The organism is Pseudomonas sp. RP-B7, assembly GCF_059803535.1.
In genome coordinates this window covers 50266-68016 of the sequence record NZ_JAPFHC010000008.1, presented here as the reverse complement: position 1 = coordinate 68016, position 17751 = coordinate 50266, and the positions used below count along the sequence as shown (strand labels likewise).

The following is a 17751-nucleotide window of genomic DNA, read 5'->3' as shown; positions in this document are numbered from 1 at the left end:
GAGGGCGTGTAAGTATTCTCTTACATGACGTGCTGCTATTCGTCCTCTATCGCCAAATTGGATCCACAGTTAATCTACTTCACATGGACGTCGCGCAGGAAGCGCAAAGCAACAACACGGACACGTAGGATTCTGCCAGGATGGCGGAGTGAAATGGATGTCAGGGAAACAGTCTGCAAAGCCCCGCTTCGGCGGGGTTTTCTTTTGCCCGCGAAAAAAGTCAGGCGCTTGCCTGCGGCGCATTCATCACGTCTTCCAGCAACGTGCGCAACAGCGCTACCGTCGCCTGCTGGCGTTGCGCATCACGGCACACCAAACCGACTTTCAACGGCACCCTGGGTTCGCTCAAGGGTTTCCATAGCAGTGCCTTGCTGTTGTGTTCGTCTTGGGAGCGGCCCGGCAGTACCGTCGCCAGTTTGGTGTGGGGCAGGCTGTCGAGAATCCCCACCATGGTGTTCAGCTCGGCCTGCACCTGCGGGCGCCGTCCGAGGTTAGCCAACTGGCCCTGCCAGATTTGTCTGACCTGAAACTCTTCCCCCAGCAGCAACATCGGCAACTCGGCCGCCTGTTTCAGCGAGACTTTCTTGAATTCCCGCAACGGGTGATCCTCGGGGATGACCACCTTCAACTCATCTTCGTACAACAGTGCGCCGTGCAGGCCCGGCTGGCGTGGCGGCAGGTAGCTGATGCCGATGTCTAGCGAGCCATTGAGCAGTCGCCGCTCAATCTCCAGCCCGGTCAACTCGTAAATCTGCACCACCAGGTGTGGCTGGGCCTTGCGCACCCGTTCGAGCATTTGCGGGACCAGGCTGGTGTGCACGGTTTGCAGCACACCGATGGCCAAGGTGCGCATGGCCTGGCCCTTGAAGTTGCGCAAGGCTTCGACGGCTTGCTGCATGCCATCGATCAACGGCAACGCGTGGTTGTACAGGGTGTGTGCGGCGAGGGTCGGCAGCAGGCGTTTGCTGCTGCGTTCGAACAGGCTCACGTCGAGGTTTTGTTCCAACTGGCGGATCTGCTGGGACAACGCCGGCTGGGAGATCGACAGACGCTCCGCGGCACGGCCGACGTGGCCTTCCTCATACACCGCGACGAAATAACGCAGTTGCTTGAAATCCATAAGATTTGCTTATCGAAAAAGCTGGAAAATCGAAATGGCCGTTGGCCCCCGAGGCGCCTAGTCTAGCGCCTATTCGCAGGGCTTACAGGGCCAGATCGGGCAATGAATAGCGTTTATTTAGATAGCGTTTACATAGGCAAGGCAAAAAACCTCAAGGCACTGTTGCTCGATCGCACCGACCAAGGTCCGGTTGCTATTGGGGGTGAGCTGTGAACCTGTTCAATATGCGCCGCCCGACGCCCAGCCTGGATGACCTGATTTTGGACGAGTCGCGTGATGATGCGTCGAGCGAATCCTTGATGCCCACCGTGGCGCGTCCACCGCAAGTGTTCGTACGCGGCCAGGGCTCCTGGCTGTGGGACAGCGACGAGCGTGCCTACCTGGATTTCAGCCAAGGCAATGCTGCCAACAGCCTCGGCCACAGCCCACAGGTGTTGATCAAGGCCCTGGCCGACCAGACCCAGGCGCTGATCAACCCGGGCAACGGCCTGCATAACCGTGCTCAACTCAACCTCGCCGAACGGCTCTGCCATCGTACCGGCAGCGACCAGGCCTACCTGCTCAACAGTGGCGCGGAAGCCTGTGAGGCGGCGATCAAGCTGGCGCGCAAATGGGGCCAACTGCATCGCGGTGGCGCCTACCGCATCATCAGTGCCAGCGGCGGTTGCCATGGGCGCAGCTTCGCGGCGATGTCGGCTTCGGCCGGTGGTCCGGACAATCGTTTTGAACCGCAACTGCCAGGCTTCAGCCATGTGCCTTTCAACGACCTGCCGGCCCTGCACGCCGCAGTCGATGCGCAAACCGTGGCCATCCTGCTCGAACCCATCCAGGGCGAAGCCGGCGTGATCCCGGCCACCGAGCACTACCTCAAGGGTGTCGAGCGCCTGTGTCGTGAACTGGGCATCCTGCTGATCCTGGACGAAGTACAAACCGGCCTTGGCCGTTGCGGCACCCTGCTTGCCGAACAGCAATACGGCGTACGCGCCGACATCATCACCCTGGGTAAAGGCCTGGGCGGCGGCGTGCCCCTGGCGGCGCTGTTGGCCCGGGGCAAAGCCTGTTGCTTCGAGTTGGGCGAGCTGGACGGCACCCATCATGGCAACGCGTTGATGGCCTCAGCCGGCATGGCGGTGCTTGATACGGTGCTGGAGCACGGCTTCCTTGAACATGTACGCGAAGCCGGCTTGCATCTGGGCGAAGGCCTTGCCCGCCTGGCCTACCGCTACGACCACGGCCAACTGCGCGGCCACGGCCTGATGTGGGGCCTGACCTTGTCGGATGATTCTGCAGATGCAGTGGTAAAAGCTGCGCTGCACGAAGGCCTGATCCTCAACGCCCCGCAACCCAATTGCCTGCGCTTTACCCCGGCGTTGACCGTCAGCAAAGGCAACATCGACGAAATGCTCCTGCGCCTGGCGCGCGCTTTCTCCCGCGTGCGTACTGCGCAGTTGCAATGCCGCAAGGGCATCGCCGTTTAACCCCAATTTCCTGAACCGTCTCGCGGTATACGCGGCGCCTCCAGCCTGATTCTTTTGGCTGGGGGCGTTTTTTTGTGTACGTCGGTATAGATGGCTCTAAGCCAGATCCCACTGAACCCTCACGAACCCCCAAGGTCGATTAGCTACACGGCTCACACGAGCCGATTTTCTGGAGCTGACCCATGGATTTCATTCGTATCCTCATCGCCATCCTGCTGCCGCCACTGGGCGTGTTCCTGCAAGTGGGCTTCGCCGGCGCGTTCTGGCTGAATATTCTGCTGACCCTGTGCGGCTACTTCCCCGGCATCATTCACGCGGTATACATCATCGCCAAGCGCTGAGGCCGTCAGCTTTTGGCGATGAGGCGTGAGTTGCGCTCGTTGCGAAACGCCAGCTGTTCGATGGTCTGGGTGGCGTGTTCGGCATCTTCGCGCGCTTGAAGGATGATGCCGTGCTGCTCGGATTTGCTGCACACCGGGTCGGCGTTGCTCGCGTCGCCGGTGAGCATGAATGCCTGGCAGCGGCAGCCACCGAAGTCCTTTTCTTTTTCATCGCATGAACGGCACGGCTCGGGCATCCAGTCGTAGCCGCGAAAGCGGTTGAAGCCGAACGAGTCGTACCAGATGTGTTGCATGCTGTGGTCGCGCACATTCGGAAATTGCACCGGCATCTGTCGGGCGCCGTGGCAGGGCAGGGCGGTGCCGTCTGGCGTCACTGTCAGAAAAATACTGCCCCAGCCGTTCATGCAGGCTTTCGGGCGTTCTTCGTAGTAATCCGGGGTAACGAAGATCAGCTTGCACGGGTGGCCTTCGGCTTCGAGCTTGGCGCGGTATTCATTGGTGATGCGTTCGGCGCGTACCAGTTGTTCCTTGGTCGGCAACAAACCCACTCGATTGAGCTGCGCCCAGCCGTAGAACTGGCAGGTGGCGAGCTCAACGAAGTCTGCCTCCAGCGCGATACACAGCTCAATGATGCGGTCGATCTTGTCGATATTGTGCCGGTGGGTAACGAAGTTCAGCACCATCGGGTAGCCGTGGGCTTTCACCGCCCGGGCCATCTCCAGTTTTTGCGCGAAGGCTTTTTTCGAGCCGGCCAGCAGGTTGTTCACCTGCTCGTCGCTGGCCTGGAAGCTGATCTGGATATGGTCCAGGCCAGCCTTCTTGAAGTCGCTGATCTTCTGCTCGGTCAGGCCGATGCCGGAGGTGATCAGGTTGGTGTAGAACCCCAGCTTGCGCGCTTCGGCGATCAGCTCGGCGAGGTCCTGGCGCACCAGCGGTTCACCGCCGGAAAACCCCAGCTGTGCTGCGCCCATTTCCCGCGCCTCGCGAAACACCTTGAACCACTGCTCGGTGCTCAGTTCCTTGCCCTGCTCGGCGAAATCCAACGGGTTGGAGCAATACGGGCATTGCAGCGGGCAGCGGTAGGTCAGCTCGGCGAGCAGCCACAGCGGCAGGCCGATCGGCGGTTTTTCAGGCAAGGGTGATCCAGTGTTCTGCACGGGCGACCTCCATGAATTGCTCGATGTCGTCACCCAGCTCAGGTACGCCGGGGAACTGCTTATCCAGCTCGGCGATGATCGCCGCCACGTCGCGCTCGCCGTCGATCAAGCCGCCGATCAGCGCAGCGCTGTCGTTGAGCTTGATCATGCCTTCGGGGTAGAGCAACACATGGCCCTTTTGCGCGGGCTCGTACTGGTAGCGGTAGCCCTGGCGCCAGGTCGGTTTCTTGCTGCGATCAAAGCTCATAGGGCGATCCCTTTATGCCAAACCCGCTGGTCGGTCACGCTGTGATACGGCGGGCGCTTGAGTTCGTAGGCCATGCTCATGGCGTCCAGCATGCTCCACAAAATATCCAGTTTGAACTGGAGAATTTCCAGCATGCGCTCCTGGCCTTCGCGGGTGGTGTAGTGCTGCAAGGTGATCGCCAAACCGTGTTCCACATCCCGGCGAGCCTGGCCCAGGCGGGTGCGGAAATATTCGTAGCCGGTCGGGTCGATCCACGGGTAATGCTGCGGCCAGCTGTCGAGGCGCGACTGGTGGATCTGCGGCGCGAACAGCTCGGTCAGCGAACTGCTGGCGGCTTCCTGCCAACTGGCGCGACGGGCAAAGTTGACGTAGGCGTCGACTGCAAAGCGTACGCCGGGCAGTACCAATTCCTGCGAGCGCAGTTGGTCGGGATCGAGACCGACGGCCTGCCCCAGGCGCAGCCAGGCTTCGATGCCGCCGTCTTCACCGGGGGCGCCGTCGTGGTCGAGCAGGCGCTGGATCCATTCGCGGCGGATCTCGCGGTCAGGGCAGTTGGCCAGGATCGCCGCGTCTTTGAGCGGAATATTCACTTGATAGTAGAAACGGTTGGCGACCCAGCCCTGGATCTGCTCGCGGCTTGCGCGGCCTTCGTACATCGCCACGTGGTACGGGTGATGGATATGGTAGAAGGCGCCCTTGGCACGCAGGGCGGCTTCGAATTCGGCGGTGGTCAACGGCGTATCAGTCATTTCGATCGCTCCTACAATTCAATGCTCATGCCGTCGTAAGCCACTTCGACATTGCGCCGCACCAGCTCGGCTCGCTCGGGGGAGTCTTCATCGAGGATCGGGTTGGTGTTGTTGATGTGGATAAGCACTTTGCGCTGCTCTGGCAGTTGTTCCAGCACTTGCAGCATGCCGCCGGGGCCGTTTTGCGCCAGATGACCCATTTCGCGGCCGGTGCGGGTGCCGACGCCACGGCGCTGCATTTCATCGTCGTCCCACATTGTGCCGTCCACCAGCAGGCAGTCGCTGCCGGCCATGATCTCCAGCAGTGGTGCGTCGACCTTGCCCAGGCCGGGGGCATAGAACAGCTTGCCGCCGGTGCGCAGGTCTTCGACGATCAGGCCGATATTGTCGCCCGGGTGCGGGTCGAAGCGGTGCGGTGAGTAGGGCGGTGCAGCGCTGCGCAGTGGCAGCGGGGTGAACCGCAGGTTGGGGCAGGCCGGGATGCTGAAGCTGGTGTCCAGCTCGATGCGGTTCCAGGCCAGGCCGCCGTTCCAGTGGGTAAGCATGGGGAACAGTGGGAAGCCGGTGCTGAGATCTTCGTGGACCATGTCGGTGCACCACACCTGGTGCGGGCAGCCTTCGCGCAGGCTCAGCAGGCCGGTGGTGTGGTCGATCTGGCTGTCCATCAGGATGATGGCGCTGATGCCGGTGTCGCGTAGCGCACGGCCGGGCTGCATCGGCGCAAAGCCTTGCAGTTGCGCGCGAATATCCGGCGAGGCGTTGCACAGCACCCAATTCACGCCATCGTCGGAGATGGCGATGGACGATTGGGTACGTGCCTGGGCCCGCAAGCTGCCATCACGAAAACCTGCGCAGTTGGCGCAGTTGCAGTTCCACTGTGGGAAACCACCGCCGGCGGCGGAACCTAGAATCTGGACAAACATGGTAGCTCCCAAGCAAAGCTCAAAACAAAAACGCCCCGGGCGGGCCGAGGCGTTGTAGTACCCAGCGGATTAACGGCTGGCGAAGTACATGGTGACTTCGAAACCGATACGCAGATCAGTGTAAGCAGGTTTGGACCAGGTCATATTCTTACTCCTACCAAGGGATGGGACTTTCACTACCAAGTAATACATATAGTCCATCTCCGATCGGAGATGTTCAGCAGCGTGAGTAGGAATAATACTCAGATCTGCTCAAGTTAGCGCTGTCTCGGTGGAAAAAGCCTGTTGCAAGGTTGGCAATGATCAGCCCGCCGGTATCAGCCTGTTGTGATGCGCGGGCCGTTGGCGACATAGCGCCAGCCGCCTGTGGCGTTGTTCAACTGTTCGGCGGCGTGTAGCAGATCTTCGCGGGTCAGGCGTTGGATCGACTGTTGAACGCGCTCCAGATAATCCGCCGGGTGCCCGGCCAAACGCGCATGCCAGAGCAGTTCGGCGGCTTGGGCAAGCGGTAGCGTGCTTGCCGAGAACTGTCCCGCCAGTGCCGTGTTGGCCATGTCGTCAGCGTTGTTGATCAGCGTCGGCAATTGCGTCAGGAAGATCTGTAACTGCTCAACGATCGCTTCCCGCGACACATTGGGCGATTGCACGCCAAACAGCAGGCCCGTTTGCCCGTTGATCTGTCGGACGCCGCTGAACACGGCGTAGCCGATTTGCAGCTCTACCCGCAGGCGTTGGTAAAACGGACCCTGGAGCAGATGCCCAAGCAGGCGCCACGCGGCTTCATCCTCCAGGGATTGGCTGGGGGCCGGGCAAAACAGCAGCAAGGCGGCCTCGCTGGAATCGGTCTTCACCTCGTGCCAGATGCGCTGGCCGCCGAGGGTTGGCAAGAACTGATCGGTCGGTGCGGGTTGCCCGGGCAGGTGCGCTGCGGCTGCCTTGATCGCCGCTTCGGACGCGGCCGGAAAACCCAGCCCCAGGCCCTGCCAGCGGGCGTTGACCCAGGAGGTTTCGCGGTGCTCGGGCGGGGTGGCGCAGTAAGCGGGCAGTGCCTTGAGCAATTCGCGAATGGCGATCGTCGGCGTCGGGGCACAGGGTTTCTGTTGTGCCTGGTTCAGGCTGTGCGCCAAGGCATCCAACACCGCCGGCATGGGTTCGTGCAGCCCGACCATTTTCACCAGCCAGTCGTTGCCGATGGTTTCAAACGACAATTCAACGCCCGCCTGGCGAGCATTCTCACGCAGTGGCTGCAATGCGCTTTGCAGGTCGCTGGGAGCAGAGCGCCAGTGCAGGTACAGCGCGGCTTCATCGGTGTCATTCGCCCACGCTTGGCTGAAGGACAGCGCCGACACTTCCCGGCGGCCCCGTGAACGGTCCTGGGCGAAGGTGCGCAAACCGCGGTGGGCGCTGGTCTGGCCACGAATCAGGCCAGCACGCTCTTCCTTGGCTGGCGGGCGCAGGAATGGATTGTTCGGTGGCAGTTGCCACGTGTGCTGCGCCGGTGGCAGCCGCAGGGCGACGAGCAGGGTTTTGAGGGCAGTGAGGGCCTGTTCCGACAGATCTTCGCTGTCGTGTCGAGCCAAGGCGAGGGCGCCGCCGGTTTGTTGCTGGCGAGCGGCCAGCAGGGCGAATTCTTCTTGCAGTGCCGTCCAATCGCTGTGTGCGAAAAAGCTCAGCCAGTCGTGCAGCAATGCTTCAATCGCTGTCGCCGGTTCAACTTGAGTGTCGAGGGTGAAATCGACGTCCAACAGTGCTTGCCCGGCAAAGTGATACAGCACCCTCGCTTGCAGGTCGGTGGCCAGTTGTCGTGTTTGCAGTTCGGCCAACAATCCGCCTGGAGCCGAAGCGTTGAGCCAGGTGCAGAGGAACTCCAGGGCTGCGCGCGGCGCGTTGCAAGTGATGACTTGGTGCAGGTGGTTGTCAGCTTTGTGCTGGTAGCCCTGAACGTCACCGGGCATCAACGGCGGTGGTGCGAGTTGTGGGCGTTGAGGGCTCGAATTCAACACAGCGCTGAATTGCTGCGCAAGAGTTTCCAGTGCGTCCAGCGACTGTGGGCCTGCAAGGCTTAAGGTCATTTGTCCGCTCTGGTAGAACTGCTGATGAAATTCCCGCAATGCCTGCTGAAATGCCTGACTTTCCACCGGCAAGCTGTCGCGGTTGCCCGCATGAAAACCGCGCAGTGGATGATCCGTCGCCAGCCCTGCGAACAACGCCACCTGCTGCTGGGCCTTGGCATCCTGGGACCAGGCGACAAATTCCGCGTGCAGCACTTCGCGTTCGCGCAGTTGATCTTCCAGCGCCAGGCGCGGCTGGGCCAGCATGTCGGCCAAGCGCTCCAGGCCATCGGCGAAGGTCGACACCGGCAGTTCAAAGAAGAAGTCTGTGGTGCGCTCGCGGGTGCTGGCGTTGACCTGGCCGCCGTGGCGTTGCACGTAGGCCATCAGCCCTTCGTCTGTGGGAAAACGCTCGGTTGCGAGGAACAGCAGATGCTCAAGAAAGTGCGCCAACCCCGGCCAGGCCAGGGGCACATCGTGGCTGCCGGCGGCGACCCGTAAAACCGCCGCGCTGCGCTTCAAGCGCGGCGCATGGCGCAGGGAAACCCGCAGGCCATTGGCCAGGGTCAGTTGACGGTGAAGAGGGTGGGCCGGCGCAGGCATGGGCACTTCCGAAACGTAGGAAGTGCCTATGCTAACAAACCCACAAGGTCAGGGCTTGTGCAGCGCGCTGTACAGCTGGGGACGGCGGTCGTGCAGGTAGTGGTTGGCGGCGCGGGCAGTGAGGATCGATTGATGATCCAGCGTGCCGATGATCAGCGCTTCATCCAGCCCGGCCTGGGCAATGCGCTGGCCGTCCGGCGCGGCAATACTGCTTTGCCCGCAGTAGTGGATGTCGCCTTCATGCCCGCAGTAATTGGCGTAGGCCACGTAGCATTGGTTCTCGAAGGCCCGCGCTCGCACGGTGATATCGGCGACAAAGTCGAACGGCACCATGTTCGCGGTGGGCACCAGGATCAGCTCGGCACCGGCCAGGGCCAGGCGGCGGGTGTTTTCCGGGAATTCCAGGTCGTAGCAGATCAGCATGCCCAGCTTCCAACCGTTGAGTTCCACTACCGGGAAGTCATCGCCCCCGGCACTGAACATCCCGTGATCCAGATCGCCAAACAGATGCGTCTTGCGGTAGTTGCACAGGCGCTGGCCGTGAGCGTCTATCAGTTGCACGGCGTTGTAGATCTGCCCGTCGTCGGCCCGCTCCGGGTAGCCGTAGACAATCGCCAGCCCGGCACTTTGCGCCAGTGCGGCAATCCTCTGCGCGGACGGACCATCCTGGGCCTCGGCCAACGCCCCCACCGCCTCGGCGCCGATGTTGTAGCCGCTGAGGAACATCTCCGGCAACACCAGCACATCCGCACCGGACGCTTCATGCGCCAGCTGGTGCAGGCGTGCCAGGTTGCCGGCCACATCCAGTGGCAGCGGCGGGCATTGGTACAAGGCGACACGCATGGTCAACTCCTTATTCAGGCAGGGCAATCGGGCCGATTTCATCGAACACATCGCCCGGTCCCGGGTTCTCGGGGTGAGTGCTGCCGCCGAAGTGGGTCATGATGCCCCATACAGCATTCAGCGAGGTTTGCACGGCGCCTTCTACCCATGCCGGTGTCCAGGAAACGTCGTCACCGGCGATAAAGATCCCACGCTGTTCGGCGGGCATGTCCTTCTGCATGAAGTGCGCATACATACGCTGGTTGTAGCGATAGTGACCGGGCAGCGCGCCTTTGAAGGCCCCGAGGAAATGCGGGTCGGCTTCCCAGGATACGGTGATCGGGTCGCCGATGATGCGCGCCTTGATGTCGACTTTCGGGTAGATCTTCTTCAGGGCGTCGAGGGCCAGCTTCACGCGTTTGTCGATGGGCTGCGGGAGCATTTTCAGCGCGTCGCTCATCCACGCGTAGGACAGGCAGATCACCCCCGGCTTGTCGTCACCGTTGTCGAACAGGTAGGTGCCACGGGTCAGGCGATCGGTGAGGGTCATGCTCATCAGGTCGCGACCGGTTTCCGGGTCTTTGTCTTTCCAGAACGGGCGGTCGACCATCACGAAGGTTTTCGAGGACTGCATGTAGCGTGTGCGGTCGAGGGCCATCCACATTTTTTGTGAGAACAGGCTTTCGTCACATTCGATCTGGGTGGTCAGCAGCCAGCTCTGGCAGGTGGTCAGGACGGCGGCGTATTCGCGGGTGTCGCCGTAGTTGTCGGTGACGGCGAAGCGGCCACCGTCGGCGTGGGCAATGCGCTTGACCCCGGCCCGTGGCGCGCCGCGGTGCAGTGAACTGAGGCTGGTGCCCGCCGGCCAATGGGCGCAGCGCTCCGGTACATGGCGCCAGATGCCCATGGGCACTTGGGCCACGCCACCGACCACGAGGTGCTGGTGGTCATCGCAGTTGGTCATCACCACGCGGAAGATTTCCAGCATCGAGTTGGGGAAGTCCGAGTCCCAGCCACCTGTGCCGAAACCGACCTGGCCGAAGACTTCACGGTGCAGGAACGACAACTTGGCGAACGCCTTGGAGGTGGCGACGAAGTCGTAGAACGTGCGGTCGTCCCACAACGGTACGAGCTTGTTCCACAGCGCCTTGAGGCGTGGTACGTCACGGTCGCGGATGGCTTGCTGGATGTCACCGAACTGCGAGCCGGCCTCCAGGGCATCGGCCCAGGCGTCGGCAACTTCCTGGAACAACGCCGGCAAGTCCGACAGCTTTTGTGCGTAATGGGTCTGGCCTTCGAGGTCGATCACCGTGCTGCCGGACGCTGGCGTCAACGGGTTTGGGAAGGGTTTGGTTTCCAGGCCGAGCTTGTCGACGTAGTGGTAGAACGCGGTGGACGACACCGGGAAGCGCATGCCGCCCAGCTCGGCGATGATGCCTTCGGCGCCTTCAAACGCCTGGGAGCGTAAGCGCCCGCCCATTTTCGAGGCTTCGTACACCACCGGCTTGAGGCCCAGCTTCATCAGTTCGTAAGCGGCCACCAGGCCGGCGATGCCCGCGCCGACAATCGCTACTTCGGCGCCATGGTTGGCGGCGGGAATGCTGCCCAGGCCGGCGGGGTGTTCGATCCAGTCATCGAAGGCGAACGGGAAGTCCGGGCCAAAGATGGTGATGGGTTTTTTACCGTCTGCAGGGTGGCGATTGTTTTTGTTGAATGTGTTCATGGCTGACCTGGCTGGCGACTCGGCGGGGCACGTCCCGCTGAGTATAGGAAAAGATGGCAGCCAGTTTAGGGAGCGTAGCGCTCGTTAATAAGACGCAAAGTGTCGTCGGAATGAATTGTTTTTAGTCAGAGTGACGAAGCGGGTGGTCAGACTGGCTGGCCGCGATCCAATTTGTTACTGAGGATGATCGAAGTGGTGGTCTTCTCGACGCCATCGACGCTGCCGATCTGGTCGAGCAACTGGTCGAGCTGCTCCGGCGAGTCGGTGCGCAGCCAGGCCACGTAATCGAACTCGCCGCTCACGGCGCACAACTGCTGGACCTGGGCCATCGCACTCAGTCGGCGCAGCACTTCCTTGCCGGAGCGCGGCTGGACGGTGATCCCCACATAAGCCTGCAAACCACCGCCCGCCACCCGTTGGCCGAGGCGTACGCCGTAACCTGTGATCACCTGGGTCTTTTCCAGGCGCGCCAGGCGCGACGTCACCGTGGTGCGCGCGATCCCCAACTGGCGGGCCAGCATGGCCACGCTTTCGCGCGCGTTGATTTGCAGGGCGGCGATCAGTTGGCGGTCGATTTCGTCTAGGGCAGGCAAGGGGAGGCTCCAGTAGGTGAGCGATGGAGTGTGGACGCTTTTTACACACTTTCGTCGATTTATTCGCCTGGGCTGGCTGGCAAACCACTCGGCCAGACACACAAAAGCCGCGCAATGCGCGGCTTTGGAGTTGGTGGGCCCACACGGACTTGAACCGTGGACCAAAGGATTATGAGTCCTCTGCTCTGACCAACTGAGCTATAGGCCCTAAACAGGTCGCGGATTATAACGACGGTTTCTCCACTGTGCTATCCGAAAAATCCTCAGCCCTCATACGAAGGAATGTAGCTGCGAACAGTTCGGGCGGCAGGGGCAGACTGACGATGTAGCCTTGCATCTGTTCGCAGCCCTCGGCGGCAAGGAATGCCTGTTGCGCGGAGTTTTCCACGCCCTCGGCGATGATGGTGAATTGCATGCTGTGGCCCAGGGCGATGATGGCGCGCACGATTGCAGCGTCGTGGGGGTCGTCGGGCAGGCCGCGGACGAAGGATTGGTCGATTTTCAGGAAGTCCAGCGGCAGCCGCTTGAGGTAGCTGAGGGATGAATAACCTGTGCCGAAGTCGTCGATCGCCAGCTGCACGCCCAGGTGCTTGAGTTGGTGCAGGACCTCCAGCGCTTCTTCAGCCTGGCTCATGATGAAGTTTTCGGTGATCTCCAGTTGCAGGCAGCCGGGTGTGAGGTGGTAGTCGTGCAACAGTTGTTCGATGCGTGACAGCAGGTTGGGGTGACGCAGTTGCGCGCCGGCGAGGTTGACCGAGAGTGTGCCGAAGTCATCGAAGGTGCCCTGCCAGGCGTGCATTTGCCGGCAGGCCTGTTCGAGTACCCAGTCACCGATCTGCAGGATCATGCCGTTCTCTTCGGCGAGGGCGATGAAGTGTTCGGGCGGCACTTCGCCGAAGGTCGGGTGACGCCAGCGGATCAGTGCTTCGGCGCCGATCAGTTCTTGTGTCGCCAGGCTGCGCTTGGGTTGGTAGCACAGGCTCAGTTCGTCGCGTTCGATGGCGCGGCGCAGTTCGTGTTCCAGGGCCACGCGCTCGTTGGCCTGTGCGGTGAGGTCGCGGGTGTAGCTCTCTACCCGGTTGCGGCCCTTGGCCTTGGAGCGGTACATCGCGGCGTCGGCGTTCTTGACCAGGGTGGCGACGTCGGTGCCGTCCTGGGGATACAGGCTGGTGCCGATGCTGGCGCTGATGAAGAACTCATGTTCGCCGGCCTGGAACGGTAGGGTGAAGCACGCCAGCAGCTTGTTTGCGAGGTGTTCGGCGTCGCTGGCATGTTGCAGGCCCGGCAGCAGGATGATGAATTCATCACCACCGAGGCGGGCGACGGTGTCGATGTCACGCAGTTGTTCCTTGAGGCGTACGGCAATGTCCTTGAGCAGCAGGTCGCCGACGGGGTGGCCGAGGCTGTCGTTGATGTGCTTGAAACGGTCCAGGTCGAGAAACAGCACGGCGCCCTGTTTGCCGGTTTCCTGATGGCCGTTGAGGGCGGCCTGCAGTCGGTTTTCAAACAGCGTGCGGTTTGGCAGGCCGGTCAGCGGGTCGTGGTGCGCCTGGTAGTCGAGGCGGGCCTGGGCCAGTTTTAGGCTGGAAATGTCGGCAAACACGGCGACGAAGTGCGTGATCAACTGGTCGCGGTTGCGTACGGCGCTGATGGTCAGCCAGCTGGGGTACGGCTCGCCATTCTTGCGGCGGTTGGAGATCTCGCCTTGCCAATGCCCATGGGCGGTCAACTGATGCCACATCGCGGCATAGAAGGCGCTGTCGTGCAGGCCCGAGGCGAGCAGACGTGGTGTCTGGCCCAAGGCTTCGGCTTCGCTGTAACCGGTGATCTCGCTGAAGGCGCGGTTGACGGCGCTGATGTTCTGCTGCGTGTCGGTGATCAGCACGCCCTCGGCGGTGCTTTCGAAGACCGTTGCGGCTTGTTGCAGTTTTTCCTGCATCAGCTGGCGTTCGGTAATGTCGCGGGCGATGGTGAGCATGCAGTCGTCGTCGCCGATTGGCAGTGGGCGGCTGGACAATTCACAGAGGCGGACTTGCCCGTCACTGCGGCGGATATGGCAGATGAAATCGCGGACAAAGCCGTCGCGCTGCATCATCTCCAACATGTTTTTGCGTTCGTTGAGGTCGACCCAGATGCCCAGGTCCAAGGCGGACTTATCGATGGAGGTGGCGCTGGCGAAGCCGGTAATGCGGCTGAAACCATCGTTCACTTCGATCAGCAGGCCATCGCGTTGACGGCTCAGCAGCAAACCGTCGGGGGAGGCATGGAATGCCTTGGCGAACTTCTCTTCCGAGGTTTGCAACTGCTGCTGGGTTTCCTTGAGCTGGGAAATATCGCGCACGACCACGACGATGGCTTCGATGGTGTCGAGCTGGAATGGCTCGGCGGAAATCAGGCCGGTGAAGACTTGGCCGTTGCTGCGCCGAAAGGGCATCTCCAGGTTGCGGATGCTGGAGGTCTGCACCCGTTTCAGCAGATCCGGGCCGGCGCCCTCGTAGCCCCAGATGTTCAACGCCGTGCCGGTTTTACCCACTACTTCCTCGGCGCTCAGGCCGACCTGATCCTCGAAGGCCTTGTTCACCTCCAGCAGGCAGCCGTCGGACAGACGGGCGATCACGAGTATGTCCGGGCATTGCTGGAACACCGAGGCAAACTTTTGTTCGGACAGTTGCAGCGCTTCTTCAGTGCGTTTGGCTTCGCTGATGTCGATCATCAGGCCGCGCAACACGGGCTCGTGGCCATGCTCTATGAGGCTGACGATGTCGCGCACCCACAGGCAGCGGCCGTCGGCGGTGATGACGCGGTAATCGATGCTGTGGTCGCGGTTGGCGCGGGTTTCGCGATGGCAATAGGTTTCGGCGCGTGTCAGGTCGGCAGGGTGGATGATGTTGCGCCAGAAGCCCGGGATCAGCCAATGGGCACGCGGGTACCCCAGCAGTTCTTCGGCGTGGGGGGAGACGTAGCTGTAGGTGAAATCGATGATGCTGGCTTCCCAGGCGATAGCCGACAGGCTCTCTACCAGGCCGCGGTAGTGGTATTCGCTGCTGCGCAGTTCTTGTTCGAGCGCCACGCGGCGGGAAATTTCCGAACTGAGCCGGCGATTGATCCGAATCACGATGGCCAAAACGGTGCTCAGCAGCAGCACTGCGGGCAGGCCGTAGGTCAGCAGGTCAGTCCAGAATGCGCGGTGATCGGTAATGCTGCCGACCCAGTGTTGCTGGATGGCATTGGTTTCGTCCGGGCTGAGGTCGGCCAGGACTTTATCGAGGATGCCGACCAGCATCTTGTTGTCACGCGGCACGCCCATCGCCAGTTGGTAGCGGTAGGGCGTTTCGCCGCTGACGTACAGACCGTCGAGTTTCAGCTGGCGCAGGCTCCAGACGCTGGATGCGAGGTCGCCGACCACGGCATCCACTTCGTCGGTGGCCAGCGCTTGTAGCGTCGAGCTGACGTTGGGCATGGCCACCAGATTCAGGTCGGGGTGGTGGGTGCGGAGCAGTTCGTGGGGGGCGTAATTTTCCACCACGGCAATCTTCAGCCCGTAGAGACCCTTGAGGTTGCGCGGCTGGGCGCCACCCTCATGGGCCAGGATCACGATGGGGAAGTCCAGGTACGGGCGCGTGAAGGCCATGTAGCTCTGGCGTTCAGGCGTGGACATGACACCGGGCAGCAGGTCGAGCTGGTTGTTTCGGGCCTGCTCGAGCACCGCGCTCCAGCTTGCGGGTTCGATCAATTTGATCCTGACGCCCAGGCGGTCCTGGATCAGGCGCACATAGTCGGCGGCCAGGCCCTGGTAGTGGCTATTTTCATCACGGTATTCGAAGGGTGGCCATGACGCATCCACCCCCAGCCGCAGTTCCTGATGGTCCGCTAGCCAGCCACGCTCATCATCGCTAAGAGTCAACGCGCCAGCCGTTGCGGTCCAGGTCAGCAGCGACAGCAGTAACACGGTCGGCAATCTGGGCATAACGGTCTCGTTATGGCACGGGGAATGGTTCGAGTGTAGACGGGCATTGCGGGGGAGGGGTGTTGCGCGGAATTTTTTGCTGTAGAAAACAAAACCCCCGGCCTGGGCCGGGGGTTCTGGTATCACTCGTCGAGGAAGGAGCGCAGGTGCTCGCTTCGCGTCGGGTGGCGCAACTTGCGCAACGCCTTGGCTTCGATCTGACGGATCCGCTCGCGGGTCACGTCAAACTGCTTACCGACTTCCTCAAGGGTGTGGTCGGTATTCATGTCGATGCCGAAACGCATGCGCAGTACCTTGGCTTCACGGGCAGTGAGGCCGGACAGTACGTCGCGAGTCGCTTCCTTGAGGCTCTCAACGGTGGCGACATCGATTGGCGACTGCATGGTCGAGTCTTCGATGAAGTCACCCAGATGGGAGTCTTCGTCATCACCGATCGGGGTTTCCATGGAGATCGGCTCTTTAGCGATCTTCAATACCTTGCGGATTTTATCCTCAGGCATTTCCATGCGTTCGCCCAACTCTTCCGGGGTCGGTTCGCGACCCATTTCCTGCAACATCTGCCGGGAAATGCGGTTGAGCTTGTTGATGGTCTCGATCATGTGCACCGGAATACGGATGGTGCGGGCCTGGTCGGCGATCGAGCGAGTGATCGCCTGACGGATCCACCAGGTGGCATAAGTCGAGAACTTGTAGCCGCGACGGTATTCGAACTTGTCCACAGCCTTCATCAAGCCGATGTTGCCTTCCTGGATCAGGTCGAGGAATTGCAAGCCACGGTTGGTGTACTTCTTGGCGATGGAGATCACCAGACGCAAGTTCGCTTCAACCATCTCTTTCTTCGCGCGGCGGGCCTTGGCCTCACCGATCGACATGCGACGGTTGATGTCCTTGATCTCGGCAATTGTCAGGCCGGTCTCGGTTTCAAGCGCGGTCAGCTTCTGCTGGCAGCGGATGATGTCCGGTTGCAGGCGACCAATGGCTTCAGCGTACTTCGCCTTGCCTTTGGCCAGTGCGTCGGACCAGCTTTCGTCAACTTCGTTGCCCGGGAACTGGCGCAGGAAATCGGTACGCGGCATGCGCGCATCACGGACACAGAGCTGCATGATCGCACGCTCTTGTGCACGCAGACGCTCAAGGGCGCTACGAACGCGTTCAACCAGGCCTTCGAATTGCTTCGGCACCAGCTTGATCGGCATGAACAGCTCGGCCAGGGCCAACAGCTCGGCAATGGCCTGCTTGTTGGAGCGACCGTGCTTCTTCAATGCCTTGCGGGTGATTTCCATTTGATCGGAAACCGCCCCGAAACGCTGGGCAGCGATGATCGGGTCCGGGCCGCTTTCGACTTCTTCTTCGTCGTCGCTGCTGGCTTCAGCATCGTCGTCTTCGGAATCGTCGTCAGCTTTCGCCGCTTTTGCATCGACAGGCGGCGGTATTTCGGCGGCAGGCGGCGCAATGCCGTCGTCCGGGTCGATGTAACCGCTCAAGACGTCGGACAGGCGACCACCTTCGGTGGTGACGCGAGTGTACTCGGAGAGAATGTGGTCAACCGTGCCAGGGAAGTGCGCGATTGCGCCCATCACTTCACGGATACCCTCTTCAATACGCTTGGCGATTTCGATTTCGCCTTCGCGTGTCAGCAACTCGACGGTACCCATTTCACGCATATACATGCGCACAGGGTCAGTCGTGCGACCGATGTCGGTCTCCACCGCAGCCAGCGCGGCAGCGGCTTCTTCAGCGGCTGCCTCGTCGGTATCGGCGTCGGCCAACATAAGGGCGTCCGCATCCGGAGCACTCTCGTGTACGGGGATCCCCATGTCGTTAATCATGCGGATGATGTCTTCCACCTGCTCAGGATCTGAAATATCCTCAGGCAGGTGGTCGTTGACCTCTGCGTAAGTCAGATACTTCTGCTCACGACCAAGGGTGATCAACTCTTTGATACGAGACTGCTGTTGCGCTTTTCCGGACATAACA

At 61.4% G+C, this 17751-nt stretch carries 14 protein-coding genes and 1 tRNA gene; 2 read left to right on the top strand and 13 right to left on the bottom strand.

All coding sequences use genetic code 11. From position 1 onward, the window contains the following. Positions 1 to 220 precede the first annotated feature (220 nt). The gene (locus OPU96_RS10065) at positions 221 to 1120 is read right to left on the bottom strand and encodes a LysR family transcriptional regulator (protein ID WP_226454469.1); all 900 of its coding nucleotides are present in this window, start codon (positions 1118 to 1120) and stop codon (positions 221 to 223) included. Positions 1121 to 1329: 209 nt separating this feature from the next. Between OPU96_RS10065 and OPU96_RS10060 the strand changes: the two genes are divergently transcribed. Both OPU96_RS10060 and OPU96_RS10055 read left to right on the top strand, forming a co-directional pair. After that, the gene (locus OPU96_RS10060) at positions 1330 to 2598 is read left to right on the top strand and encodes an aspartate aminotransferase family protein (protein ID WP_192299822.1); all 1269 of its coding nucleotides are present in this window, start codon (positions 1330 to 1332) and stop codon (positions 2596 to 2598) included. 182 nt (positions 2599 to 2780) lie between these two features. After that, positions 2781 to 2939 (top strand): YqaE/Pmp3 family membrane protein, encoded by a 159-nt coding sequence (locus OPU96_RS10055; RefSeq protein WP_192299821.1) that lies wholly within the window; start codon positions 2781 to 2783, stop codon positions 2937 to 2939. A gap of 5 nt (positions 2940 to 2944) precedes the next feature. On the opposite strand, the gene pqqE is transcribed toward OPU96_RS10055, so the two are convergent. The 12 genes from pqqE to rpoD form a co-directional block, all read right to left on the bottom strand. Continuing rightward, on the bottom strand, positions 2945 to 4096 hold the full coding sequence (gene pqqE, locus OPU96_RS10050) for a pyrroloquinoline quinone biosynthesis protein PqqE (RefSeq protein WP_192299820.1): 1152 nt from the start codon (positions 4094 to 4096) through the stop codon (positions 2945 to 2947). Further along, the gene (gene pqqD / locus OPU96_RS10045; protein WP_003194772.1) at positions 4068 to 4343 is read right to left on the bottom strand and encodes a pyrroloquinoline quinone biosynthesis peptide chaperone PqqD; all 276 of its coding nucleotides are present in this window, start codon (positions 4341 to 4343) and stop codon (positions 4068 to 4070) included. The genes pqqE and pqqD overlap by 29 nt, the downstream gene beginning before the upstream one ends. Next, on the bottom strand, positions 4340 to 5092 hold the full coding sequence (pqqC, locus tag OPU96_RS10040) for a pyrroloquinoline-quinone synthase PqqC (RefSeq protein WP_017739525.1): 753 nt from the start codon (positions 5090 to 5092) through the stop codon (positions 4340 to 4342). The genes pqqD and pqqC overlap by 4 nt, the downstream gene beginning before the upstream one ends. Positions 5093 to 5103: 11 nt before the next feature. Further along, entirely contained in the window at positions 5104 to 6015 is a 912-nt protein-coding gene (gene pqqB / locus OPU96_RS10035) for a pyrroloquinoline quinone biosynthesis protein PqqB (RefSeq protein WP_192299819.1), read from the bottom strand. 69 nt (positions 6016 to 6084) lie between these two features. Continuing rightward, the gene (gene pqqA / locus OPU96_RS10030; RefSeq protein ID WP_003194766.1) at positions 6085 to 6159 is read right to left on the bottom strand and encodes a pyrroloquinoline quinone precursor peptide PqqA; all 75 of its coding nucleotides are present in this window, start codon (positions 6157 to 6159) and stop codon (positions 6085 to 6087) included. 173 nt (positions 6160 to 6332) lie between these two features. After that, positions 6333 to 8669: a pyrroloquinoline quinone biosynthesis protein PqqF gene (gene pqqF / locus OPU96_RS10025; RefSeq protein WP_498559028.1), complete on the bottom strand. Its 2337-nt coding sequence runs from the start codon at positions 8667 to 8669 to the stop codon at positions 6333 to 6335. 48 nt (positions 8670 to 8717) lie between these two features. Next, positions 8718 to 9512 (bottom strand): carbon-nitrogen hydrolase family protein, encoded by a 795-nt coding sequence (locus tag OPU96_RS10020; RefSeq protein WP_498559027.1) that lies wholly within the window; start codon positions 9510 to 9512, stop codon positions 8718 to 8720. A 10-nt stretch (positions 9513 to 9522) separates the two neighbouring features. After that, the gene (locus OPU96_RS10015) at positions 9523 to 11214 is read right to left on the bottom strand and encodes a flavin monoamine oxidase family protein (RefSeq protein ID WP_192299816.1); all 1692 of its coding nucleotides are present in this window, start codon (positions 11212 to 11214) and stop codon (positions 9523 to 9525) included. 146 nt (positions 11215 to 11360) lie between these two features. Beyond that, positions 11361 to 11807: an Lrp/AsnC family transcriptional regulator gene (locus OPU96_RS10010; protein ID WP_192299815.1), complete on the bottom strand. Its 447-nt coding sequence runs from the start codon at positions 11805 to 11807 to the stop codon at positions 11361 to 11363. Between the two features lie 131 nt (positions 11808 to 11938). Further along, positions 11939 to 12015, bottom strand: a tRNA-Ile gene (locus OPU96_RS10005). A 15-nt stretch (positions 12016 to 12030) separates the two neighbouring features. Beyond that, complete coding sequence (locus OPU96_RS10000) at positions 12031 to 15774, bottom strand: EAL domain-containing protein (RefSeq protein ID WP_498559026.1); 3744 nt, start codon at positions 15772 to 15774, stop codon at positions 12031 to 12033. 122 nt (positions 15775 to 15896) lie between these two features. Continuing rightward, on the bottom strand, positions 15897 to 17747 hold the full coding sequence (rpoD, locus tag OPU96_RS09995) for an RNA polymerase sigma factor RpoD (RefSeq protein WP_226454465.1): 1851 nt from the start codon (positions 17745 to 17747) through the stop codon (positions 15897 to 15899). Positions 17748 to 17751 lie beyond the last annotated feature (4 nt).

What these genes read in the sequence shown, in the direction of transcription:
- OPU96_RS10065 (WP_226454469.1), bottom strand. Translation starts at nt 1,120, where the DNA reads ATGGATTTCAAGCAACTGCGTTATTTCGTCGCGGTGTATGAGGAAGGC.
- OPU96_RS10055 (WP_192299821.1), top strand. Translation starts at nt 2,781, where the DNA reads ATGGATTTCATTCGTATCCTCATCGCCATCCTGCTGCCGCCACTGGGC.
- pqqD (WP_003194772.1), bottom strand. Translation starts at nt 4,343, where the DNA reads ATGAGCTTTGATCGCAGCAAGAAACCGACCTGGCGCCAGGGCTACCGC.
- pqqC (WP_017739525.1), bottom strand. Translation starts at nt 5,092, where the DNA reads ATGACTGATACGCCGTTGACCACCGCCGAATTCGAAGCCGCCCTGCGT.
- pqqB (WP_192299819.1), bottom strand. Translation starts at nt 6,015, where the DNA reads ATGTTTGTCCAGATTCTAGGTTCCGCCGCCGGCGGTGGTTTCCCACAG.
- pqqF (WP_498559028.1), bottom strand. Translation starts at nt 8,669, where the DNA reads ATGCCTGCGCCGGCCCACCCTCTTCACCGTCAACTGACCCTGGCCAAT.
- OPU96_RS10020 (WP_498559027.1), bottom strand. Translation starts at nt 9,512, where the DNA reads ATGCGTGTCGCCTTGTACCAATGCCCGCCGCTGCCACTGGATGTGGCC.
- OPU96_RS10015 (WP_192299816.1), bottom strand. Translation starts at nt 11,214, where the DNA reads ATGAACACATTCAACAAAAACAATCGCCACCCTGCAGACGGTAAAAAA.
- OPU96_RS10000 (WP_498559026.1), bottom strand. Translation starts at nt 15,774, where the DNA reads ATGCCCAGATTGCCGACCGTGTTACTGCTGTCGCTGCTGACCTGGACC.
- rpoD (WP_226454465.1), bottom strand. Translation starts at nt 17,747, where the DNA reads ATGTCCGGAAAAGCGCAACAGCAGTCTCGTATCAAAGAGTTGATCACC.